The sequence below is a fragment of the Mesorhizobium sp. BE184 genome, assembly GCF_031457045.1.
Classification (GTDB): Bacteria; Pseudomonadota; Alphaproteobacteria; order Rhizobiales; family Rhizobiaceae; genus Mesorhizobium.
In genome coordinates this window covers 108,344-129,254 of record NZ_JAVDVU010000004.1, presented here as the reverse complement: position 1 = coordinate 129,254, position 20,911 = coordinate 108,344, and the positions used below count along the sequence as shown (strand labels likewise).

General features: G+C 63.4%; 23 protein-coding genes. 8 read left to right on the top strand and 15 right to left on the bottom strand.

Annotation, left to right across the window (positions count from 1 at the left end; translation table 11 throughout):
• Positions 1-43 precede the first annotated feature (43 nt).
• From J2X35_RS18620 to J2X35_RS18600, 5 genes are all read left to right on the top strand, one after another.
• Positions 44-1,216: a CaiB/BaiF CoA-transferase family protein gene (locus J2X35_RS18620; protein ID WP_310188963.1), complete on the top strand. Its 1,173-nt coding sequence runs from the start codon at positions 44-46 to the stop codon at positions 1,214-1,216.
• Positions 1,217-1,244: 28 nt separating this feature from the next.
• The gene (locus J2X35_RS18615; protein ID WP_310189372.1) at positions 1,245-2,894 is read left to right on the top strand and encodes a thiamine pyrophosphate-binding protein; all 1,650 of its coding nucleotides are present in this window, start codon (positions 1,245-1,247) and stop codon (positions 2,892-2,894) included.
• 127 nt (positions 2,895-3,021) lie between these two features.
• Positions 3,022-3,345: a metalloregulator ArsR/SmtB family transcription factor gene (locus J2X35_RS18610; protein WP_310188961.1), complete on the top strand. Its 324-nt coding sequence runs from the start codon at positions 3,022-3,024 to the stop codon at positions 3,343-3,345.
• Positions 3,342-3,773, top strand: a complete 432-nt coding sequence (locus J2X35_RS18605) for an SRPBCC domain-containing protein (RefSeq protein ID WP_310188959.1) — start codon at positions 3,342-3,344, stop codon at positions 3,771-3,773. Before J2X35_RS18610 ends, J2X35_RS18605 begins: the two co-directional genes overlap by 4 nt.
• A 51-nt stretch (positions 3,774-3,824) precedes the next feature.
• On the top strand, positions 3,825-4,046 hold the full coding sequence (locus J2X35_RS18600) for a hypothetical protein (RefSeq protein ID WP_310188958.1): 222 nt from the start codon (positions 3,825-3,827) through the stop codon (positions 4,044-4,046).
• An 86-nt stretch (positions 4,047-4,132) separates the two neighbouring features.
• Here J2X35_RS18600 and J2X35_RS18595 read toward each other — a convergent pair whose 3' ends face one another.
• From J2X35_RS18595 to J2X35_RS18540, 12 genes are all read right to left on the bottom strand, one after another.
• The gene (locus J2X35_RS18595) at positions 4,133-5,107 is read right to left on the bottom strand and encodes an ABC transporter substrate-binding protein (protein ID WP_056110596.1); all 975 of its coding nucleotides are present in this window, start codon (positions 5,105-5,107) and stop codon (positions 4,133-4,135) included.
• A gap of 47 nt (positions 5,108-5,154) precedes the next feature.
• Complete coding sequence (locus J2X35_RS18590) at positions 5,155-6,309, bottom strand: ABC transporter permease (RefSeq protein ID WP_310188956.1); 1,155 nt, start codon at positions 6,307-6,309, stop codon at positions 5,155-5,157.
• Between the two features lie 199 nt (positions 6,310-6,508).
• The gene (locus J2X35_RS18585) at positions 6,509-7,378 is read right to left on the bottom strand and encodes an ABC transporter permease (RefSeq protein ID WP_310188954.1); all 870 of its coding nucleotides are present in this window, start codon (positions 7,376-7,378) and stop codon (positions 6,509-6,511) included.
• Complete coding sequence (locus J2X35_RS18580) at positions 7,375-7,857, bottom strand: hypothetical protein (protein WP_310188952.1); 483 nt, start codon at positions 7,855-7,857, stop codon at positions 7,375-7,377. The genes J2X35_RS18585 and J2X35_RS18580 overlap by 4 nt, the downstream gene beginning before the upstream one ends.
• A gap of 91 nt (positions 7,858-7,948) precedes the next feature.
• On the bottom strand, positions 7,949-8,740 hold the full coding sequence (locus tag J2X35_RS18575) for an ABC transporter ATP-binding protein (protein ID WP_310188950.1): 792 nt from the start codon (positions 8,738-8,740) through the stop codon (positions 7,949-7,951).
• 82 nt (positions 8,741-8,822) lie between these two features.
• Entirely contained in the window at positions 8,823-9,200 is a 378-nt protein-coding gene (locus tag J2X35_RS18570) for a hypothetical protein (protein ID WP_310189370.1), read from the bottom strand.
• A gap of 2 nt (positions 9,201-9,202) precedes the next feature.
• Complete coding sequence (hydA, locus tag J2X35_RS18565) at positions 9,203-10,654, bottom strand: dihydropyrimidinase (RefSeq protein ID WP_310188949.1); 1,452 nt, start codon at positions 10,652-10,654, stop codon at positions 9,203-9,205.
• 10 nt (positions 10,655-10,664) lie between these two features.
• Positions 10,665-11,537, bottom strand: a complete 873-nt coding sequence (locus J2X35_RS18560) for a hypothetical protein (RefSeq protein WP_056110607.1) — start codon at positions 11,535-11,537, stop codon at positions 10,665-10,667.
• Positions 11,538-12,170 carry a LysE family translocator gene (locus tag J2X35_RS18555; protein WP_310188946.1) on the bottom strand — a complete coding sequence of 211 codons (633 nt, stop codon included), beginning with the start codon at positions 12,168-12,170 and terminating at the stop codon, positions 11,538-11,540.
• Between the two features lie 4 nt (positions 12,171-12,174).
• A complete protein-coding gene (locus tag J2X35_RS18550; RefSeq protein WP_310188944.1) occupies positions 12,175-13,425 on the bottom strand; it encodes a Zn-dependent hydrolase in 1,251 nt (416 codons plus the stop codon).
• Positions 13,426-13,433: 8 nt separating this feature from the next.
• On the bottom strand, positions 13,434-13,727 hold the full coding sequence (locus J2X35_RS18545; protein WP_310188941.1) for a cupin domain-containing protein: 294 nt from the start codon (positions 13,725-13,727) through the stop codon (positions 13,434-13,436).
• 264 nt (positions 13,728-13,991) lie between these two features.
• Positions 13,992-15,320, bottom strand: a complete 1,329-nt coding sequence (locus J2X35_RS18540) for an aspartate aminotransferase family protein (RefSeq protein WP_310188938.1) — start codon at positions 15,318-15,320, stop codon at positions 13,992-13,994.
• 227 nt (positions 15,321-15,547) lie between these two features.
• Between J2X35_RS18540 and J2X35_RS18535 the strand changes: the two genes are divergently transcribed.
• From J2X35_RS18535 to J2X35_RS18525, 3 genes are all read left to right on the top strand, one after another.
• The gene (locus J2X35_RS18535) at positions 15,548-16,192 is read left to right on the top strand and encodes a TetR family transcriptional regulator C-terminal domain-containing protein (protein WP_310188935.1); all 645 of its coding nucleotides are present in this window, start codon (positions 15,548-15,550) and stop codon (positions 16,190-16,192) included.
• Positions 16,193-16,295: 103 nt separating this feature from the next.
• The gene (locus J2X35_RS18530) at positions 16,296-17,282 is read left to right on the top strand and encodes a TAXI family TRAP transporter solute-binding subunit (RefSeq protein WP_310188932.1); all 987 of its coding nucleotides are present in this window, start codon (positions 16,296-16,298) and stop codon (positions 17,280-17,282) included.
• An 83-nt stretch (positions 17,283-17,365) separates the two neighbouring features.
• On the top strand, positions 17,366-19,429 hold the full coding sequence (locus J2X35_RS18525) for a TRAP transporter permease (RefSeq protein WP_310188930.1): 2,064 nt from the start codon (positions 17,366-17,368) through the stop codon (positions 19,427-19,429).
• 44 nt (positions 19,430-19,473) lie between these two features.
• Here the strand turns inward: J2X35_RS18525 and J2X35_RS18520 are convergent, their stop codons facing one another.
• From J2X35_RS18520 to J2X35_RS18510, 3 genes are read right to left on the bottom strand one after another with little or no spacing between them, the layout of a single operon-like run.
• Positions 19,474-19,848 (bottom strand): DoxX family protein, encoded by a 375-nt coding sequence (locus tag J2X35_RS18520; protein WP_310188928.1) that lies wholly within the window; start codon positions 19,846-19,848, stop codon positions 19,474-19,476.
• Positions 19,849-19,905: 57 nt separating this feature from the next.
• A complete protein-coding gene (locus tag J2X35_RS18515) occupies positions 19,906-20,364 on the bottom strand; it encodes a carboxymuconolactone decarboxylase family protein (RefSeq protein WP_310188926.1) in 459 nt (152 codons plus the stop codon).
• A 13-nt stretch (positions 20,365-20,377) separates the two neighbouring features.
• Entirely contained in the window at positions 20,378-20,893 is a 516-nt protein-coding gene (locus tag J2X35_RS18510) for an Rrf2 family transcriptional regulator (protein ID WP_310188923.1), read from the bottom strand.
• Positions 20,894-20,911 lie beyond the last annotated feature (18 nt).

Sequence of the window (20,911 nt, the reverse complement as noted above, 5' to 3'; positions counted from 1 at the left end):
GCGCTTGCTACAGCCTGAAGCGTCCGAACAATCTGGGTAAGCCATGAGCGAACCTCCGCTGAAAGGCGTCCGCGTCATCGAACTCGCCCGCATCCTGGCCGGTCCGTGGGCGGGCCAGTTGCTCGCCGATCTCGGCGCCGATGTCATCAAGGTGGAGAACCCGGATGGCGGCGACGACACCCGCAAATGGGGTCCACCCTTCGTGACCGGCCATGACGGCGAGAACCTTTCGGCCGCCTATTACCACGCCTGCAACCGCGGCAAGCGGTCCGTGGCCATCGATTTCTCGACGCCGGACGGCGCCGAAAAGATTCGGAAACTCGTGGCTTCCGCCGATGTGCTGATCGAGAACTTCAAGCTCGGCGGCCTGAAGAAATACGGTCTCGACCATGACAGCCTGAAGGCGATCAACCCGAAATTGGTCTATTGCTCGATCACCGGCTTCGGGCAGGATGGCCCCTATGCCGCCCGCGCCGGCTACGATTTCATCGTCCAGGGCATGTCCGGCCTGATGTCGATCACCGGGGCTGCCAACGGCGAGCCGCAGAAAGTGGGGGTTGCCGTCACCGACATCTTCACCGGGCTTTACTCCGTCATCGCAATCCAGGCGGCGCTCCGCCATGCCGAGGCCACCGGCGAAGGCCAGCATATCGACATGGCGCTGCTCGACTCCCAGGTTTCCGTGCTTGCCAACCAGAATTTGAACTATCTGGTCTCGGGCGTGTCGCCCGTACAGATGGGCAATGCTCATCCGAACATCGCACCCTACGAGGTGCTGCCGGTCAGCGACGGCCATTTCATCCTCGCTGTCGGCAATGACGGCCAGTTCGCAAAATTCTGTGCCGTGGTCGGGCTCGACGGGCTGACGGCGGACGCTGCCTTCAAGACAAATGCCGCGCGCGTCGCCAACCGCGAGGCGCTGCGCGGCCACATGCTTCCCGCGCTCGCCGCCTTCGACCGCGACGGCCTGTTGGCCCGGCTGCAGGCAGCCGGCGTGCCGGCCAGCCCGATCAACACCATTGCCCAGATGTTCGACGACCCGCAGACACAAGCGCGCGGGATGCGCCTCGACCTCGACGACGGCCACGGCAACACCCTGCCCTCGGTGCGCGCGCCGATGGTGATGAGCGCGACACCACTGACTTATGAACGTCCTTCGCCCCGGCTGGGTGAGCATACGGCGGAGGTTCTGGCGGAACTGGCGGACAAGGCATGATGGAAATGTCGGAAAGCAAGACAACATGATGCGCACAGGCGGACAACTCATCGTCGAGGCGCTCGAGGCCAACAAGGTCGAGCGCATCTTCTGTGTGCCGGGGGAATCCTACCTCGCCGTGCTCGACGCCCTGCATGATTCCGCCATCAAGACCATCGTCTGCCGCCAGGAAGGCGGCGCCGCCATGATGGCCGATTGCGAGGGCAGGCTGACCGGCCGCCCCGGCATCTGTTTCGTCACCCGCGGCCCCGGCGCCACCAATGCGTCGGCCGGCGTCCACATCGCCATGCAGGACTCCGTGCCGATGATCCTGTTCATCGGCCAGATCGCCGCGCACGCCAAATATCGCGAAGCCTTCCAGGAAGTGAACTACCAGTCCTTCTTCGGCGGCATCGCCAAATGGGTGGTCGAGATCGAGGACGCGGCCCGCATCCCCGAACTCGTCACCCGCGCCTTCGCCGTCGCCACCTCGGGCCGCCCCGGCCCCGTTATCGTTTCGCTGCCGGAAGACATGCTGACGAGCGAGGCGGAAGCGCCGACCGCCCTGCCCTTCACGCCGGTCGAGACCTCGCCGGGCGAGGCGGAAATGCACGCGCTGTTCGAGCGGCTGGAAAATGCCGAGCGGCCCGTCGCCATCCTTGGCGGCACGCGCTGGAGCGCCGAGGCCAAGTCGGCCTTCGAGAAGGCGGCGGAGGAATGGGCGCTGCCGGTCGCCTGCTCCTTCCGCCGGCAGATGCTGTTCGACCATCTGCACCCCTGCTATGCCGGCGATATCGGCATCGGCCCGAACCCCAAGCTCGCCGCCTATATAAAGCAGTCGGACCTCGTGCTGCTGATCGGCGGCCGCTTCGGCGAGATGCCGTCCTCCGACTACACCGTGCTGAAAAGCCCCTACCCGGACCAGGCGCTGGTCCATGTCCATGCCGATGCGGGCGAACTCGGCCGCGTCTACCGGCCGGAGGTCGCCATCAACGCCTCGCCGGCGGCCTTCGTGAAGGCGTTTGCAGGCCATTCGCCCAAGGCGCCACCCGCATGGGACGGCGAGACCGCGCAACTGCACGGCAGCTATCTCGACTGGTCGACGCCACCGCGGACCGGACCGGGGGCGGTGCAGATGGGGCCGATCATGGCATGGCTGGAAGAGACGCTGCCGGACGACGCGATCCTGACCAACGGCGCCGGCAACTACGCCACCTGGCTGCATCGCTTCCACCGCTTCCGCCGCTTCGCCACGCAGGCGGCGCCGACCTCGGGCTCGATGGGCTATGGCACGCCCGCCGCCGTCGCCGCCAAGGCGCTGTTCCCCGACCGCCAGGTCATCGCCTTCGCCGGCGATGGCTGCTTCCTGATGAACGGCCAGGAATTCGCCACCGCCGTGCAGTACGGGCTGCCGATCATCGTCGTCGTCGTCAACAACGGCATCTACGGCACCATCCGCATGCATCAGGAGCGGGAATATCCCGGCCGCGTCTCCGGCACCGACCTCGTCAATCCCGATTTCGCAGCGCTCGCCCGCGCCTATGGCGGGCATGGCGAAACGGTGGAAAAGACCGCAGACTTCGCGCCCGCCTTCGAACGCGCCGCAGCCAGCGGCAAGCCGGCGATCGTCGAGGTGAGGCTCGACCCCGAGGCGATCACGCCGACACGGACGCTCAGCCAGATCCGGCAGGGAAGCTAGCGGCGCCAGCCAGCCGACTTTTTGGCGATGGTCGGCGCGGATGAGCACCCGCCGGCCATCCGGCGCTTGACATCCATAACTTCGCGGTTATATGAATAATCATAACCACAGAGTTATTGATACGATCATGAGCAGCACCCACGATACCCTCTTCAGGACACTGGCCGATCCGAGCCGGCGGGCCATCTTCGAACGGCTGTGTCACGACGGCGAACAGACGGTCGCGGCCTTGACCGCGCAGGCCGGCATTTCGCAGCCGGCGGTCTCGAAGCATCTCGCGGTGCTGAAGCGGGCCGGTCTCGTCCATGATCGCCATGAAGGCCGGCAGACCCATTACAGCCCCCGGCCCGGCGCGCTCGCGCCCCTGCTCGACTGGACCAGCCAGATGGCCGGGTTCTGGGAAAGCCGCTTCGATGCGCTCGAAAACCTGCTGAAAAGGATGGATCAATGAACCAGGCCTTGCCTGAAACGCGCACCGTCATCGTCGAGCGGGATTTCCCGCATCCGCCCGAAAAGCTGTGGCGCGCGCTGACGCAGCCGCACCTGATGGAGGAATGGCTGATGAAGAACGACTTCAAGCCCGCTGTCGGGCACCGTTTCAACCTGCGCGGGGAATGGGGCGGCGTGCTGGATTGCGAGGTGCTTGCCCTCCAGCCGCACGAAAGCCTCTCCTACAGCTGGGACTTCGCCCATGAGGACGCTGCCTACAATCTCAAAAGCGTAGTGACGTTCATCCTGGCTCCGACGGCAACCGGCACGCGCCTGCGCGTCGAGCAGGCGGGCTTCCGTCCGGAGCAGAAGCAGGCCTATGGCGGCGCAAAGGCCGGATGGCAGCAGATGCTGGAAAAGCTGGAGCTGGTCATCGCGCGGCCGCAATAGCGCTCAGCCACCGCGCGCCATCGAATCCGATCGATCGAAAAAGGAACAGTCATGAACTGGAACAAAGGGATCCGGCAGTTTCACCGGTGGGTGTCCATCATCTTCACCGCGACCGTCGCCAGCAATTTCGTCGCCATGGCGCTTGTCGGCCAGCCTCCGGCATGGATCGTCTATTCACCCTTGCCGCCGCTGTTCCTGCTGCTGTTCAGCGGTCTCTACATCTTCGTGCTGCCTTATGCGACGAAGCAGAAAAACGAGCTGCGTCGCGCTTGACGGCTGGCGCAAGCGATTCCGCCGGAAACGAAAAAGGGGCGGTTGCCCGCCCCTTTTCATGTACGACGAACGAACGTCCGTAACCCCTACTGCTGGATCGCCTTGTCGGTGATCGCGGTGGTGTAGGCGCCTTCCGGCTGCTTGGTGATGATCTTCTGGTCGAGCAACGCCTTGGCGGTCCGCTCATAGGCCTCCGGGATCAGCTTGCCATCGGCATTGTCGATCAGCTTGGCCACCTCGCCCATCATGCGTTTCTGGTGGTTCTCGTCCTGGCCGCCATTGTCCATGACGATTTCGGCGGCTTCGTCGGAATGCTCGGTGGCGTACTTCCAGCCCTTCATCGAGGCGCGGACGAACTTCACCATCTTCTCCTCGAAGGCCGGGTCCTTCAGCTTGTCCTCGAGCGCATAGAGGCCGTCCTCGAGCAGGTCGTTGCCCATCGCCGTGTAGTTGAAGACGGTCAGATCTTCCGGCTTGTAGCCGGCGTCCATCAGCTGCCAGTACTCATTGTAGGTCATGACCGAAATGCAGTCGGCCTGCTTCTGGATCAGCGGCTGCACGTCGAAGCTCTGCTTGAGCACCGTCACGCCATCGGCGCCGCCTTCGGTCGAGAGGCCGAGCTTGTTCATCCAGGCGTAGAACGGATATTCGTTGCCGAAGAACCAGACGCCCAGCGTATGGCCCTTGAAATCGGCCTCGGTCTTGATCGGTCCGTCCTTCGGGCAGACCAGCTCCATGCCGGCCTTCTTGAACGGCTGGGCGATGTTGACCAGCGGCACGCCCTTTTCGCGCGCCGCGAGCGCGCCGCCCATCCAGTCGACGATGACATCAGCGCCGCCGCCGGCGATCACCTGTTCGGGCGCGATGTCCGGGCCGCCTGGCTTGATATCGACGTCGAGGCCTTCCTCTTCGTAGAAGCCCTTGTCCTTGGCCACATAGTAGCCGGCGAACTGCGCCTGCGTGACCCATTTGAGCTGCAGCGTCACCTTGTCGGCGGCCAGCGCCTGGAAGGCGGCCAGCGACATCGCTCCCGCCAGAACCGGAATGATTATCTTTTTCATCTGTTACCCTCTGAAGTTAAACCCTGAAGTTCATACCCTATCCGCATCTATCCGCCACGGACAGATGGATGCCAGAACGTAGCCGCCCTTTCGCAGAGCGCGATAACGCCATAGAAGACCGAACCTGCGAACGCCGCAACAGCGATTTCCGCCCACACCATGTCGATGTTCATGCGGCCGACCTCGGTGGAGATGCGAAATCCCATGCCGACCACCGGCGTGCCGAAGAATTCGGCGACGATCGCGCCGATCAGCGCCAGCGTCGAATTGATTTTCAGCGCGTTGAAGATGAAGGGCGCCGCCGCCGGCAGCCTGAGCTTCCACAGCGTCTGCCAGTAGTTCGACGCATAGGTGCGCATCAGGTCGCGCTCCATGTGGCCGGAGGCGGCCAACCCCGCGACCGTGTTCACCAGCATCGGGAAGAAGGTCATGATGATGACGACGGCGGCCTTGGACTGCCAGTCAAAGCCGAACCACATGACCATGATCGGCGCGACGCCGATGATCGGCAGCGCCGACACCATGTTGCCGATCGGCATCAGCCCGCGCCGCAGGAAGAGGAACCGGTCGGCGAGGACGGCGACGATGAAGCCGGCGGCGCAGCCCAGCACATAGCCGACGATCACCGCCTTGAAGATCGTCTGGTTCACGTCCGCCGCCAGCACCGGCAGCGAGTTGACGAGGCGCGCGCCGATGGCGCTGGGCGGTGGAAGCAGGATGAACGGGATGCCGGCGCCGCGCGTGATCGCCTCCCAGAGGATCAGTATCCAGGCGCCGAAGATCGTCGGAACGAGAACCCGCAGAGTCCGCGCCGCCCACAGCGAGGCCGGGCGCATGGATGAGAGCACGGCGACGCAGCGCCACGCGAGCAGCCATGCGGCGGCGAGGATGATGAAATACGGCGCTTTCGCCGTGCCCTCGAACCCGCCTATGCCATGGATCAGCAGCCAGGCGGCGAGATGCGCGCCGACGAGCAGGACCAGCGCTTCGAACAAGGCGGAAAGCCGCAGCATGGAGATGATCGCTGCGAGCGCCACCAGCCCCGGCATCAGGCTCTTCGTGCCGAGATAGGGGTAGGCAATAGTCGCGGTCGGATTGGCCAGCGCATCCATCTCGGCTGTCGTCATGGCGCCCAGCGCGACGGCGGCCACGACGAGAAGGATCGCGAGACCGGCCTGCCAGGATGGCTTCAGCCAGTTCATGCCGACCTCGCAGCGAAAAATAGATGTCGCGCACCCCCACCCCTAACCCCTCCCCACAGGGGGGAGGGGGACAAGGATGCGCTGTGGCTAAGTCCCCCTTCTTCTCTTTGCGAAAAGGAACAGGGGAAAACGCGAACGCCAAGTTCCCCTCCCCCTTGTGGGGAGGGGTTAGGGGTGGGGGTGCGCGACATACAAAATCTCACACCGGCCTCCCGCCCATGGCGCGATCGACAATCCGGCCGGCCAGCCCGACGACCACGACCAGCAATGCCGCGACCACCGACCCGGCCACCAGCGCCGACCAGATATCGATGGTCTGGCTGTAATAGGCGCCGGCCAGAAGCTTTGCGCCGATGCCCGCCACCGCGCCCGTCGGCAGCTCGCCGACGATGGCGCCGACAAGGCTGGCCGCGACAGCGACTTTCATGGAGGCGAACAGATATGGCACAGACGCCGGCACCCGCAATTTCCAGAAAGTCTGCGCCCGGCTTGCATTGTAGGTGTGCATCAGGTCGAGGTTCATCAGTTCGGGCGACCGCAATCCCTTCACCATGCCGACGGCCACCGGGAAGAACGACAGATAGGTGGAGATCAGCGCCTTTGGGATCAGCCCGGTGATGCCGACCGCGGCCAGCACCACGATGATCATCGGTGCGACGGCGAGGATCGGGATCGTCTGCGACGCGATGATCCACGGCATCAGGCTGCGGTCGAGCGTCGTCACATGCACGATGCCGACCGCGATGACGATGCCCAGAACCGTGCCCATGGCGAAGCCGAGCAGCGTCGAGGAGAGCGTCACCCAGGCGTGGTAGACGAGACTGCGGTTCGAGGTGATCTTGCGCAGGAATGTGTTCTCGAAAAAATTCTGCGCCACCTGATGCGGCGCCGGCAGCGTCGGCTTCGGCTGCGACATGGTCTTGGCGACCAGCTCGGAAAATGAAGACGTGACGCCGGCCCGGCGGTCGAGATCGCGCTGGAACGGCGCGTTCATGAAGAAGACGCCGACATACCAGATGACGACGATGCCGGCGAGGATGCTGGTGACGGGGATGATCGATTTTCTCAAGGACGACCGCTTTCAGTATCAACTCGAACGCCGACTATACTGGTCGTACGCGCTGAGCTGTTTGCATCCCGCAGTTTGATCCGAAATTCCCAAAACCCGGCAGGATCACCGGACTGCACCTTGAATTCGATGCGTGCGTCAGCGATCAAAACGTTTTTTCTCTGCCCCAGAGAAGCCTCATCGTAGCAGACCGTTTCGGGCACCGTCTGTGTGGCGCCATTTGGCTTCCGTATTTCGATCTCACACATGAGTTTCAAACGACCGCCTGCTTCATTCAATCCCGAAAAGAAAATCAGAACCGCAGCCGTATCCCCGGATTTAAGGGTGCTCGAAGTTTTGAACTGAGGCGTAGTTGAACTGGGCGTGTTCCATTTTTTCAGCCAATCCGTATCCGAAGTGATGAGAATTGCTGAAGTGAACTCCCCGTCTCGCTGTTGCATCATCGGCGGCGGATTGGACTGACCGGCTGCTTTGTCCAACGAGAGGCAAACCAGAAAAAAAGACGCCGCGAACAATATTGCTGATGGACATGGTGTCAGGAAATACCTCACGGCCAAGCTACCGGGATTGCTAGTCCTCATAGCTGTGCCCTGCCCTGAGTCCGTCGCGCACTCTTGCCGCGATGGCCAGAAACTCCGGCGTCTCGCGGATATCCAGCGGGCGTTCCTTCGGCAGCGTCGATTCGATCACGTCGGTCACCCGGCCCGGCCGCGGTGACATCACCACGATGCGGGTGGAGAGATAGACGGCTTCCGGAATCGAATGGGTGACGAAGCAGATCGTCTTGTTCGTGCGCGCCCACAATTCCAGCAGCTGTTCGTTGAGGTGATCGCGCACGATCTCGTCCAGCGCCCCGAACGGCTCGTCCATCAAAAGAAGGTCCGCGTCGAAGGCGAGCGCGCGCGCGATCGAGGCGCGCTGCTGCATGCCGCCGGAAAGCTGCCAGGGATATTTCTTCTCGAAACCGGCAAGGTTGACCAGCTCCAGCGTGCGGCGGATGCGCTCTTTCAGCTCGGCCTTGGGCAGCCCCATGATCTCCAGCGGCAGCGCGACATTGGCGTCGATGGTGCGCCAGGGAAACAGCGCCGCCGCCTGGAACACATAGCCGTAGGCCCGCGCCTCGCGCGCCTGCTCCGGCGTCATGCCGTTCACGGAAATCGTGCCGGAGGTGGGCTTTTCCAGATCGGCGATGACGCGCAGCAAAGTGGTCTTGCCGCAGCCGGACGGGCCGATGAAGGAGACGAACTCGCCCTTGCCGATGGTGAGATCGACATCGGCGAGCGCCTGCACGGGGCCGTCATTGGTCTGGAAGGTGAGGCCGAGCTTGCTTGCCGCAACCACGGCTGGCGATGCTGTTGTCATGGGCGGCTTCTATCCTGCCATGCCCATGGGCAATCACCGGTCATTTCAGCAGTCATGGGATCGGCCTTGTTCATCGGGCTCGTCACTTGCATAGCGATACTTCGCCCATGGTGAAGCCCGTATCGTCCGAGATCACAAGGATTTTTGGGTTCTTGGGGCTCTGCTTGATGACGAAGGTCGCCGGCGAGGTTCCTTCCTCGCCTTCGCTTTCGCAATCCGCCCCCACCTTGAGCGAGCCATCGGCTTGCGGTTCCTTGGCCGTGAAGGTGCAGGCGCTTGTGATCGTGACAAGGGACTCGCCGGTCAGGAGCAGCATGTCCTCGGCATAGACCTCCTGCCCATCCTTGTTGATGCAGCCGGACTTGTTTCCGTGCGGCCTGGACAGGTCCACGGACGCGGCCAGGGCAGAACTGGCAACCAGTAGCGACAGCGCAGCAGCGAGAACCGTCAGATAGCGCACCGTCAAACCCCGCTCGCCGGGATGCCGCTGCGCTCGACCTTGCGCGGCGCGACCAGTTCCTTCCAGGTCGACAGCGCCCGGTTGACCGCCTGGTGCGGCTGGCGGGCGACGAACTCGCCATGGCCGGGCTTCGTCTTCACCTCGTTCTCCTGGATCGCCAGTTCGCCGCGCGTGAACACGAAGCGCGGCAGGCCGGTGACTTCGACACCCTCGAAGACGTTGTAGTCGATCACCGATTGCTGGCCCTTGGCCGAGATCGTCTTCCTGCGCTGCGGGTCCCAGACGATCAGGTCGGCGTCCGCGCCTTCGACCACCGCGCCCTTCTTGGGATACATGTTGAGAATCTTGGCGATGTTGGTGGAGGTCACCGCGACGAACTCCTCCTTGGTCAGCCGCCCGGTGTTGACGCCCTTCGTCCACAACACAGGCAGCCTGTCCTCCAACCCGCCAGTGCCGTTGGGGATCTTTGTGAAATCGTCGACGCCGGTGCGCTTCTGTTGAGTGGTGAAGGCGCAATGGTCCGTCGCCACCACCTGCAGCGAACCCGCAGAGAGACCGGCCCAAAGCGAATCCTGATGCTGCTTGTTGCGGAAGGGCGGGCTCATCACCCGGCGCGCCGCGTGGTCCCAGTCCTTGTTGAAATATTCGGTTTCATCCAGCGTCAGGTGCTGGATCAGCGGCTCGCCATAGACGCGCATCCCCTTCTGCCGCGCCCGGCGGATCGCCTCGTGGCTCTGCTCGCAGGATGTATGCACGACATAGAGCGGCACGCCGGCCATGTCGGCGATCATGATGGCGCGGTTGGTTGCCTCGCCCTCGACTTCCGGCGGTCGCGAATAGGCGTGGCCTTCCGGCCCGTTATTGCCTTCGGCGAGCAGCTTCTGCGACAGGGCCGCGACCACGTCGCCGTTCTCGGCATGGACGAGCGGCAGCGCGCCCAGTTCGGCGCAGCGCTGGAACGACGCCAGCATCTCGTCGTCATTGACCATCAGCGAGCCCTTGTAGGCCATGAAGTGCTTGAACGAGGTGATGCCCTTGTCGACCACAGTCTTCATCTCGTCGAAGACCTGCTTGTCCCACCAGGTGACCGCCATGTGGAAAGAGTAGTCGCAGGCCGCCTTGGACGTCTTGTTGTCCCACATCTGCAGCGCCTCGAGCAGCGATTGCCGCGGCGCCGGCAGGCAGAAATCCACCACCATCGTCGTGCCGCCGGCCAGCGCGGCGCGCGTGCCGCTCTCGAAATCGTCGGCCGAATAGGTGCCCATGAACGGCATTTCGAGATGCGTGTGCGGGTCGATGCCGCCCGGCATCACATAGCAGCCGCTGGCGTCGAAACTCTCATCACCCGACAGGTTCTGGCCGATCTCGACGATCCTGCCGCCGTCGATCTTCACATCGGCCTTGTAGCTGCGGTCGGCTGTGACGATCGTGCCGTTCCTGATGACCCTGGACATGACTTTCTCCTTACCCCAGGCGCCGTGAGCGCCAGTTCCGCAAATCCTTCATCAACGCATCCAGCGTGCCGAACACCGGCACCGCCACGGCAAGCGTCGCAGGCTTCAGTTCCTTGGTCGGCACGCAATCCATGGCGATCTTGCGCTGGTGCTCCTCGCTGCACCAGATGCGCGAAAACTCGAGAATTTCGGCGATGATGTCCTCGCGCAGCCTGTTGATGCGCTGATGGTTCATGCGGAAGATCGACAGGATCGACAGGAACACGGTGATGATCGCCACCGCGAAGATGATCAACAGGTAATGCGGGTTGCCGGCATACCGTCCGCTCAGTTCGGCGTAGATCCACATGCCCAGCGAAAACACCACGAACGACTTGGAGATGCGGAATGTCGACAATGTGCCCTGCACCTTGTTCTTGGTGTAGTCGTCGCTGGCGATCTCGATCTCCCGCAGCTTCTTCGAAAAATCGTAGAGCCGCTGGTTTTCTTCCTCGGTGTGCTCCTCGCCGCGCGCCTCGCGCAGCGTCTGGAACGCCTTCCAGGTGATGTCGTCGATCGCCGTCCAGCCGGAGAGCGGGATGATCGCCGGCGGCAGGTAGAAACCCACACGCTCGAACGCGACATAGACCAGGTGGATCGTCGTCAGGAAGATGAACAGGATGAGCAGGATGGCGAAATCGGACACGCCGAGCGTGTCGAAGATGTTCTGGTAGTTCTGCACCACGCCGTTCAACAGGTCGATGCTGGGCAGGAAGCCGTCCGTCGTGTTGCCGATCGGGATGAACCCGGAAATGACGTAGAACACGACGCCCGCCACCAGCAGGCGCGACGTCATGAAGTTCGAGAACCGGATGACGCCCTGGAGGAGGAGCTCGACGTCCATTCAGGTCCTCAATGTGGCGAGTTTGATGCCGAAGCCAACGAACACCGCGCCGGTCAGCGCCTTGACCGCGCGTTGCACCCTGCCGCTCCGCGCCACCTTCGACAGCCGCTCGAACAAAAGCACCATCGGCCCGAACCACAGCATATTCAAAAGCGCATGAACGGCCACGAGCATGAACGCGCTGAGAGGCGAACTGCCGTGTGGAACGAACTGCGGAAAAGCCGCGATATAGAACATCGCGACTTTCGGGTTGAGTGCGTTGGTCAGGAACCCCTCGCCGAAGGCCTTTGCCAGCGTGCGCGGATTGCGCGCCGGAGCAACTTTCAAAACGTCCGCCGGCCTGCCGCGCAGCGCCTCGATCAGCGCCTTGACGCCGATCCAGATCAGATAGACCGCGCCGACAAGCTTGACGGCCAGGAACAGATTGGCCGACTGCAGCACAAGCACCGACAGGCCGAATATCGCAAACGTGCCGTGCATGAAGAACGCGGTGGCAAAGCCGGCGATATTGGCGAAACCCGCGGCTTTTCCCGATGTCGGCACGGTCTTGGCGATCAGAACGCCATTCGGTCCCGGCGACATGATCAGCAGGGCCGCCATAGCGGCGAAGGCGAGGATCGTGGAGGAGGTCATGTCTTCACCCCACGATCTCCGCCGTTTCCACAACCGCATGGAACAGCACGTCCGTGCCGGCCGCCGCCCACTCCTTGGAAATCTCCTCCGCCTCGTTGTGCGAAAGCCCGTCGACGCAAGGACACATCACCATCGCCGCCGGCGCCACCCGGTTCACCCAGCAGGCGTCGTGCCCGGCGCCGGACACGATGTTGCGGTGCGTATAGCCCAGCCGCTCGGCCGCCTCGCGCACCGCGCGCACGCAATTCTCGTCGAACGTCACCGGGTCGAAATGGCCGACCTGCTCGACTTCGAAACCGATATCCAGGGCCTCGCAGATCAGCGCGATGCCGCTGCGGATGCGCTCGTCCATCTCGTCCAGCACCTCCTTGTTCGGCGAGCGGATGTCGATGGTGAAGACGGTGCGGCCGGCGATGATGTTTCGGGAGTTCGGATAGACCTCCATGTGGCCGATCGCGCCGACCGCGTCCGGCTGGTAGTCCATCGCCACCTCGTGCACCAGTTCGGTGACCCGCGCCATGCCGAGCCCGGCGTTGCGCCGCTTCGGCATCGGCGTCGAGCCGGTGTGGCTTTCCTTGCCGGTCAGCGTCACCTGCAGCCATTTGAGGCCCTGGCCGTGGGTGACGACACCGATCTCGATGTCCTCGTCCTCGAGGATCGGACCCTGCTCGATATGCAGTTCGAAATAGGCGTGCATCTTGCGTGCGCCGACCTCCTCGTCGCCCTTCCAGCCAATGCGCGCCAGCTCCTCGCCGAAGCGCTTGCCGTCCTTGTCCTTGCGGTCGTAGGCCCAGTCCTGCTCATGCACGCCGGCGAACACGCCGGACGCCAGCATCGCCGGTGCAAAGCGCGCGCCTTCTTCGTTGGTCCAGTTCACGACGACGATCGGATGCTTCGTCCTGATGCCGAGATCGTCGAGCGTGCGGATCACCTCCAGCCCGCCCAGCACGCCCAGCACGCCGTCATACTTGCCGCCGGTCGGCTGCGTGTCGAGATGGCTGCCGACATAGACCGGCAGCGCCTCCGGATCGGTTCCCTCGCGCCGCGCGAACATGGTGCCCATCCGGTCGAGGCCCATGGTGAGCCCGGCCTTCTCGCACCAGCCCTTGAACAAATGCCGGCCCTCGCTGTCCTCGTCGGTCAGCGTCTGGCGGTTGTTGCCGCCGGCGACGCCCGGGCCGATCTTCGCCATCTCCATGAGGGAATCCCACAAACGATCTGGATTGATTCGAAGATTTTCGCCCGGTGCCGCCATGTAGTCTCCTATTTCAGTTCGACCTCGATGAACGCCATCGGCTCGGTTCCGCCATTGACGACGTTATGCTCGACGCCCTCCTCGCGACGGTATGCGAGCCCCGCCTCCATGTCGACGGTCCGCGTTGCGCCGCCCGGCTCTTCCAGCAGGAAGATGCACGGCGTCAGCGTCGTCACGACGTAATCCATGCCGTGACGGTGCCAACCGGTTTCCGCGCCCGGCGCGAAGTCCCAACGCGTGACCTTGACGCGGTCGTCGTCAACCAGGACCGTCGGATTGGCGACTTCCCGCGCGCGCAGCATAGGGTCAGGACCTGTCAATCTGGTCGAAATGGTGTGCGGCCATCTGGCCGGATACGCGGAGCGAAGACGCAGGAAGCCAAATGGCTTTCAAGTTCTTCGCGACAAAGCAGCGGGCCAGATGGAACACGTCCGAAGGACGCCGAAACGGCTTCGAGCTGCCGCGTCGAAGCCCTCGGCCGATGGAACCACATCGACCCTCGGCCCTCTCCTTGCATCTCTTTGCCGCTTCCGGCGCCATTTCGATCATATTAGCAGATCCTGACCCTAGTCCACCGCCCTCAGCACCTCGCGGACGTGATCGATCAATTCATCGATCTGTCCCTTGCTGATGATGAGCGGCGGCGACAGCGCGATGATGTCGCCGGTGGTGCGGATCAGCGCGCCGCGCTCGAACGCCTTCACGAAGGCCGAGAAGGCCCGCTTGGTCGGCTGTCCGGCGATCGGCGAAAGCTCGATGGCGCCGATCAGGCCGATGTTGCGAATATCGATAACGTGCGGCTCGCCCTTCAGCGAATGCAGCGCATCCTCCCAATAGGGCGCGAGCTCGGCGCCGCGCGTCAGCAGCCCCTCTTCCTTGTAGGTGTCGAGCGTGGCGAGCGCCGCGGCGCAGGCGATCGGGTTGCCGGAATAGGTATAGCCGTGGAAGAACTCGATCATGTGCTCGGGGCCGTTCATGAACGTGTCGTGGATTTCCCTGGTGGCGAACACCGCGCCCATCGGGATGACGCCGTTGGAGACGCCCTTGGCGGTGGTGATGATGTCGGGCGTGACGCCGAAATAGTCGGCGGCAAACGGTGTGCCGAGCCGGCCGAAGCCGGTGATGACCTCATCGAAGATCAGCAATATGCCGTGCTTGGTGCAGATGTCGCGCAGCCGCTCGAGATAGCCCTTCGGCGGCAGGATGACACCGGTCGATCCCGCCACCGGCTCGACGATGACGGCGGCGATGGTCGAGGCGTCGTGCAGCGCGACGATGCGCTCCAGCTCGTCCGCCAGCTCGGCGCCGTGCTCGGGCACGCCGCGGGTGAAGGCGTTCTTTGCCGGCAGATGCGTGTGCGGCATGTGATCCACGCCGGCCAGCAGCGTGCCGAACATCTTGCGGTTGGTGACGATGCCGCCGACCGAGATGCCGCCGAAGTTGACGCCGTGATAGCCGCGCTCGCGGCCGATCAGCCGGGTACGCGACCCCTCCCCGCGCGCCCGGTGGTAGGCAAGCGCCATCTTGAGCGCCGTATCGACCGATTCCGATCCGGAATTGGTGAAGAACACATGGTCCATGCCTTCCGGCGCGACGTCGACCAGACGGTTCGCCAGTTCGAACACGATCGGATGCCCCATCTGGAACGCCGGCGCATAGTCAAGCTCTGCCGCCTGCGTCTGGATCGCCTCGGTGATCTTCGGCCGGCAATGGCCGGCATTGACGCACCACAGGCCGGCCGTGCCGTCGAGAATCTTGCGGCCGTCGCTGGCGGTGTAGTGCATGTCCTTCGCGGCGACCAGCATGCGCGGCGCCTGCTTGAACTGGCGGTTCGCCGTGAAAGGCATCCAGAATGCGCTGAGATCGTTCGGCGTGACCTTGAGCCGGTTTGACATGACCAAGCTTCCCTTTTCCGTACCTGTTTCGCTGCTGCCAACGCTTGGTCTTCGGCGCGTTTTCGTGCTACGCAAATTTTGACCGGATGGACAAACGTTAGCACCGCCATGACGGCGGTCAAGGGATTACTAGCGGAAATGCAGGAACCTCAAAGCGCTCCACAGGCTGGCAAAAACTGGTCCAGAGCATTGGTCCAGATAGATCGCCGGAACCGGACCGACAGGCAATGACCACGACCGTCAAGGCGGCCGCGCCCCGCCGCACCCGCATCCAGACGGAAAAGCGCGAACTCATCCTCGAAGCCGCGCTCGAAGTGTTCTCGGCCAACGGTTTTCGCGGCGCCACCATCGACCAGATCGCCGAGGCCGCCGGCATGTCGAAGCCGAACCTGCTGTATTATTTCCACCGCAAGGAAGACATCCACGAGACGCTGATCCAGCGCCTGCTCGACACCTGGCTGGCGCCCTTGCGCGAACTCGACGACATCGGCGACCCGTTGACGGAATTGCGCAGCTACATCCGCCGCAAGCTGGAGATGGCGCGCGATTTTCCGCGCGAAAGCCGGCTCTTTGCCAATGAGATCCTGCAGGGCGCGCCGCGCATCATGCCGCTGATCGAGGGCGAGCTGAAAACCCTGGTCGACGACAAGGTAGCGGTCATCAAGGGCTGGATGCGCGCCGGCAGGATCATGCGCACCGACCCCTATCACCTGATCTTCTCGATCTGGGCGACGACCCAGCACTACGCCGATTTCGACGTGCAGGTGCGCGCCGTGCTCGGGCCCGACCGGGGCAGCGACGGACGCTTCGAGGATGCGGCGCGGTTCCTCGAGCAGCTTTTCATCGAGGGTCTGAGACCGAAGCCTGAATAGACGAGCGATGAAGGAGATGACAGCAGGCTGGGCATTGCGAGTTGACAAGCAATCCACCCCTGCAACATGCTGTCTTCTTTGAGTGAAAACAGGGAGGCTTACGATGACGTTCTCAATCACCCGCCGCACATTCTCCGCCGGCGTCGGCGCTTTGGCGCTGGCAGCGGCGACAGGCGCAGCGAGGGCGCAGCAGGCGTTCTTCCGCATCGGCACCGGGGGAACCTCCGGCACCTACTATCCGATCGGCGGCCTCATCGCGAACGCCATCTCGGCCACCAGCGGCAGCGGCGTCGAAGGCCTCGTGGCCAGCGCCGTCGCCTCCAACGGATCGGTCGCCAACATCAGCGCCATCCAGTCCGGCGCTTCCGAATCCGGCTTCACGCAGTCGGACGTCGCCTACTGGGCCTATTCCGGCACCGGCCTCTATGAGGGCAAGCCCAAGGTCGAGGATTTGCGGCTCGTCGCAACGCTCTACCCGGAAACCATCCACCTCGTCGCCCGCGCCGACGCCGGCATCAAGTCAGTCGCCGACCTCAAGGGCAAGCGCGTCTCGATGGACGAACCCGGTTCCGGCACGATCGTCGATGCGCGCCTCGTCCTGTCCGCCTACGGCATCACCGAAAAGGACATCCAGCCGGAATATCTGAAGCCCGGCCCGGCCGGCGAAAGGCTGCAGGATGGCGCGATGGATGCCTATTTCTTCGTCGGCGGCTATCCGACCGGCGCTATCGTCGAACTGGCGGCGACCAACAACATCACCTTGGTGCCGATCACCGGGCCGGAGGCGGACAAGCTGCTTTCCGAGCAGAAATTCTTCTCGACCGACACCGTGCCCGCCAACACCTACAAGAACGTCGGCGAGACCAAGACGGTCTCGGTCGCGGCACAGTGGGTCACCAGCGCCAAGCAGACCGACGATCTCGTCTACAACATCGTCAAGGCGCTCTATAGCGAAGCCAACCAGAAGTCGCTGCAGGCCGGCCATGCCAAGGGCAAGCTGATAACGCTGGAAAACGCCACCACCAGCGCCGGCATTCCCTTCCATCCGGGCGCCGAGCGCTTCTACAAGGAAGCCGGCGCGCTGAAATAAGCTGTCGCCTGCCGAACGCGAGAAAACGATGAGGCGGAAGGCAAACCTTCCGCCTCATTCATGAAAGGGGAGCGGCCGCAGCGATGAGCAACGAAGACAACCAGAAGATCCGTCTCGAGGCGTTGGATATCGACGTGGGAAAGACGCGCGAGCTGGAAGAGAAATTCGATTCCGAAATCCGCTTCCGCACCCTGACGACAAACGCCGGATATCTCGTCGGCTTCCTTCTTCTCGCGCTGTCGATCTTCCACTACTACACCGCCGGCTTCGGCCTGCTGCAGGAGATGGTGCATCGAGGCATCCACCTTTCCATGGTGCTGGCGCTGGTCTTCCTGGTTTTCCCGCTGACCAAGACCGGCTACGACCGGCATCCGAAATCGACGTTGCTCAGTCCCCTCGGCATTCCGCTCTACGACTGGCTGCTGGCCATCGCCGCGGTCATTGCCGTCGCCCACGTCCCACTCATTCCGCTCGACGACCTCGCCTTCCGCGTCGGCAATCCGACGACGCTCGATGTCGGGCTGGGCCTTACGCTGATCGTGCTTCTGCTGGAGGCGACGCGCCGCTCGGTCGGCATCCCGCTGCCGATCATCGCCGTCGTCTTCATGCTTTATGCCCTGTTCGGCCAGTACATGCCGAGCATCCTGATCCATCCCGGCAACAGCATCTCGCAGCTGGTCAACCATCTCTATCTGACGACGCAAGGCATATACGGCATCGCCCTGGGCGTCGTGGCGACCTATGTCTTCCACTTCGTCCTGTTCGGCGTCTTCGCCAACCGCATCGGCCTTGGTCAGCTCTTCCTCGACTGCGCCGCGTGGGTGGCGGGACGATATGCCGGTGGACCGGCCAAGGTTTCGATCTTCGGCTCGGCGCTGTTCGGCATGATTTCCGGCTCGTCGGTGGCGAACACCGTCACCGTCGGTTCGCTGACCATCCCGGCGATGATCAAGCTCGGCTACAAGCGCAACTTCGCCGCCGCCGTCGAAGCCGCCTCCTCGACCGGCGGCCAGGTGACGCCGCCGATCATGGGCGCCGCCGCCTTCCTGATGATCGAATTTCTCGAACTGCCCTACACAACGATCATCGTGGCAGCCATCATCCCGGCCTTCATGCACTTCTTCGGCGTGCTGATGCAGGTGCATTTCGAGGCCAAGCGCACCGGTCTGCGCGGGTTGCGGCCCGATGAAATGCCAGACATCAAGGAGGCGCTGAAACGGGACTGGCCGACGATCATCCCGCTGGTCGTGCTGATCGGCGTGCTTTTGTCCGGCTATACGCCCTATCTGGCGGCGTTCTGGGGCATCACGCTCTGCATCGTCGTCGGCCTGCTCAACCCCAGGCGGCGCATGTCCGTCTCCGATATCGTCGTGTGCCTGCGCGACGGCGCGAAATACGCGCTCGCCGTCGGCGCGGCCGCGGCGACCGTCGGCATCGTCGTCGGCATCGTCACGCTGACCGGCGTCGGCTTCAAGCTCTCCTACATCGTGACCTCTACCGCGGCACAACTGGCCACCCAGTTCGGCGATATCCTGCCTGCCTCGATCGTGGCTCCCACGACGCTGACCCTGCTGTTCACGCTCATCATGACCGGCGCCGTCTGCATCCTGATGGGCTGCGGCATTCCGACAACGGCGAATTACATCATCATGGTGACCATCGCCGCGCCGGCGCTTGTCCTGCTCGGCACCGAACCGATCGTGGCGCACTTCTTCGTCTTCTACTACGGGTTGCTGGCGGACATCACACCGCCTGTTGCGCTTGCCGCCTACGCGGCGGCCGGCATGGCGGGCGCCGACCCCTTCAAGACCGGCAACACGGCCTTCCGGCTAGGCCTCGGCAAGGTGCTGGTGCCGTTCGTCTTCGTCTTTTCGCCGTCGCTGCTGCTGGTGACGAAAGACTTCAACTGGCCGGATTTCTTCCTCGCCTTCTTCGGCTGTGCCTATGGCATCACCTGTCTCGGCGCGGCGCTCTCACGCTTCATGCTGGTGCGCACGAAGCCATGGGAAAACGTCTTGCTGGTGGTGGCCGCATTCCTGATGGTGGCGCCGGAACTCTATTCCACCTTGATCGGCGTGGCGCTGACGATACCGGTCCTCATACGCCAGATCATCGAAAACCGGGCGCAGGCGGCGATTGCCTCCTGATGCTGGAGGTTGCCGGCCGCGAGCGTTCGCGGCCGGCGCTTGCTTCATGAATCTGCAAGCAGCACCAGCAGACCGCCCAGCAAGGCGATGTTGCCGACGACGCCATTGATCTTGGCGCCGCGCTCGGCGCCCTGATAGTTCCAGAAATTGTGAAAGATCGGCGTCGCGACGATCAGGAACGCAATCAATCCAAGGGTTGCATAGCCGGTCCAGACCCCGGCAATCATGAACGCTCCCGCCGCCACCTGCAGAACGATGCCGAGCCACAGGACGGTGCCTCCCAGTGGCACGCCGCGCGCTGTCATCAGCCCGGTCAGCAGGGCGCGGTTCTGGATGTTGCGGAGGCCGGCAAAGACGAAGGCACCGCCAATCAGCAGACGCCCGGCAAACTGAATCAAATCGGTAAAGTCCGAAAACATGTCCTTGTTCCCAAATGAAAAGCCGGGGCGCTGACAGGCCGCGCCCCGGCGACGCATTCACGCAGCCTTGGACGCCGCCACCGGATGAATGGCGTGGAACGGCACGCACAGCCGGTTCCAGACATTGATCGTGCCGATCGCCACGCTGAGCTTGACCAGCTCTTCTTCCGAAAAGTGCTTCAGTGTCGCCTCGTAGAGCGCGTCCGGCACGCCGGCGTTCGAGATCAGCGTCACCGCTTCGGTATAGGCGAGCGCGGCGCGCTCGCGCTCCGAAAACAGCGGCGATTCCTTCCACGCTGAAACCATGATGACGCGCTGCAGGGTATCACCGTCGGCCAGCGCTTCCTTGCTGTGCATGTCGACGCAGAAGGAACAGCCGTTGATCTGCGAGGCGCGCAGCTTGACCAGATGCAGCAGGCTCTTTTCGAGGCCGCTTTCCTCAACCGCCTTGTTGAGCGCCTGCACCTGCTTCATCAGCTCGGGCGCCTTGGCGAAGAATTGCAATCTCTGTTTCATCATCTTTCCTTTCTTACGGCTTGGATGGTTGGGGTTTTTGCGGTCGCTGATGACGCTCGACGAAGGCGCATCCAGCGGCGACCGAACGGGGATCGGCGTCGGTCATGAAGTCATGCACGATGCCGGAAAGCTTCTCGCCGGCAAGCGCGGCGCGGTAGGCCTTCTCGGCCCGCAGCATGGCGGCATTGATGCCGCAGGGTTTTACATAGGCCGAGGCCGGCAGCTTCACCGGCCCGTTGCGGCGGATCTCGCCACAGCGGAACGCCGGCTGCGGTCCATCCACCGCCAGCACGATGTCGAGCAGCGAGATCGTCTCTGCCGGCCGCGCCAGGCGATAGCCGCCGGCCGGGCCGGGCACGGATTCGAGAATGCGCGCCGCGGTCAACGCGTTGAGGTGCTTGAGCAGATAGCTCGGCGACAGGCTGAACTGCTCGGCAAGCGCTGCGCCGGGAATGGTCGCGCCGGCTTCGACGCCGGCCAGTGTCGCCGCGCAGTGGATGGCCGCTTCTACGCCTTCGCTGAGCTTCATTGCGTTCGTCCTTTAATC

What these genes read in the sequence shown, in the direction of transcription:
- J2X35_RS18525 (WP_310188930.1), top strand. Translation starts at nt 17,366, where the DNA reads ATGAGCAACGAAGACAACCAGAAGATCCGTCTCGAGGCGTTGGATATC.
- hydA (WP_310188949.1), bottom strand. Translation starts at nt 10,654, where the DNA reads ATGTCCAGGGTCATCAGGAACGGCACGATCGTCACAGCCGACCGCAGC.
- J2X35_RS18590 (WP_310188956.1), bottom strand. Translation starts at nt 6,309, where the DNA reads ATGAACTGGCTGAAGCCATCCTGGCAGGCCGGTCTCGCGATCCTTCTC.
- J2X35_RS18560 (WP_056110607.1), bottom strand. Translation starts at nt 11,537, where the DNA reads ATGGACGTCGAGCTCCTCCTCCAGGGCGTCATCCGGTTCTCGAACTTC.
- J2X35_RS18615 (WP_310189372.1), top strand. Translation starts at nt 1,245, where the DNA reads ATGCGCACAGGCGGACAACTCATCGTCGAGGCGCTCGAGGCCAACAAG.
- J2X35_RS18515 (WP_310188926.1), bottom strand. Translation starts at nt 20,364, where the DNA reads ATGAAACAGAGATTGCAATTCTTCGCCAAGGCGCCCGAGCTGATGAAG.
- J2X35_RS18605 (WP_310188959.1), top strand. Translation starts at nt 3,342, where the DNA reads ATGAACCAGGCCTTGCCTGAAACGCGCACCGTCATCGTCGAGCGGGAT.
- J2X35_RS18600 (WP_310188958.1), top strand. Translation starts at nt 3,825, where the DNA reads ATGAACTGGAACAAAGGGATCCGGCAGTTTCACCGGTGGGTGTCCATC.
- J2X35_RS18595 (WP_056110596.1), bottom strand. Translation starts at nt 5,107, where the DNA reads ATGAAAAAGATAATCATTCCGGTTCTGGCGGGAGCGATGTCGCTGGCC.
- J2X35_RS18540 (WP_310188938.1), bottom strand. Translation starts at nt 15,320, where the DNA reads ATGTCAAACCGGCTCAAGGTCACGCCGAACGATCTCAGCGCATTCTGG.
- J2X35_RS18575 (WP_310188950.1), bottom strand. Translation starts at nt 8,740, where the DNA reads ATGACAACAGCATCGCCAGCCGTGGTTGCGGCAAGCAAGCTCGGCCTC.
- J2X35_RS18535 (WP_310188935.1), top strand. Translation starts at nt 15,548, where the DNA reads ATGACCACGACCGTCAAGGCGGCCGCGCCCCGCCGCACCCGCATCCAG.
- J2X35_RS18555 (WP_310188946.1), bottom strand. Translation starts at nt 12,170, where the DNA reads ATGACCTCCTCCACGATCCTCGCCTTCGCCGCTATGGCGGCCCTGCTG.
- J2X35_RS18620 (WP_310188963.1), top strand. Translation starts at nt 44, where the DNA reads ATGAGCGAACCTCCGCTGAAAGGCGTCCGCGTCATCGAACTCGCCCGC.
- J2X35_RS18545 (WP_310188941.1), bottom strand. Translation starts at nt 13,727, where the DNA reads ATGCTGCGCGCGCGGGAAGTCGCCAATCCGACGGTCCTGGTTGACGAC.
- J2X35_RS18550 (WP_310188944.1), bottom strand. Translation starts at nt 13,425, where the DNA reads ATGGCGGCACCGGGCGAAAATCTTCGAATCAATCCAGATCGTTTGTGG.
- J2X35_RS18530 (WP_310188932.1), top strand. Translation starts at nt 16,296, where the DNA reads ATGACGTTCTCAATCACCCGCCGCACATTCTCCGCCGGCGTCGGCGCT.
- J2X35_RS18610 (WP_310188961.1), top strand. Translation starts at nt 3,022, where the DNA reads ATGAGCAGCACCCACGATACCCTCTTCAGGACACTGGCCGATCCGAGC.
- J2X35_RS18510 (WP_310188923.1), bottom strand. Translation starts at nt 20,893, where the DNA reads ATGAAGCTCAGCGAAGGCGTAGAAGCGGCCATCCACTGCGCGGCGACA.
- J2X35_RS18520 (WP_310188928.1), bottom strand. Translation starts at nt 19,848, where the DNA reads ATGTTTTCGGACTTTACCGATTTGATTCAGTTTGCCGGGCGTCTGCTG.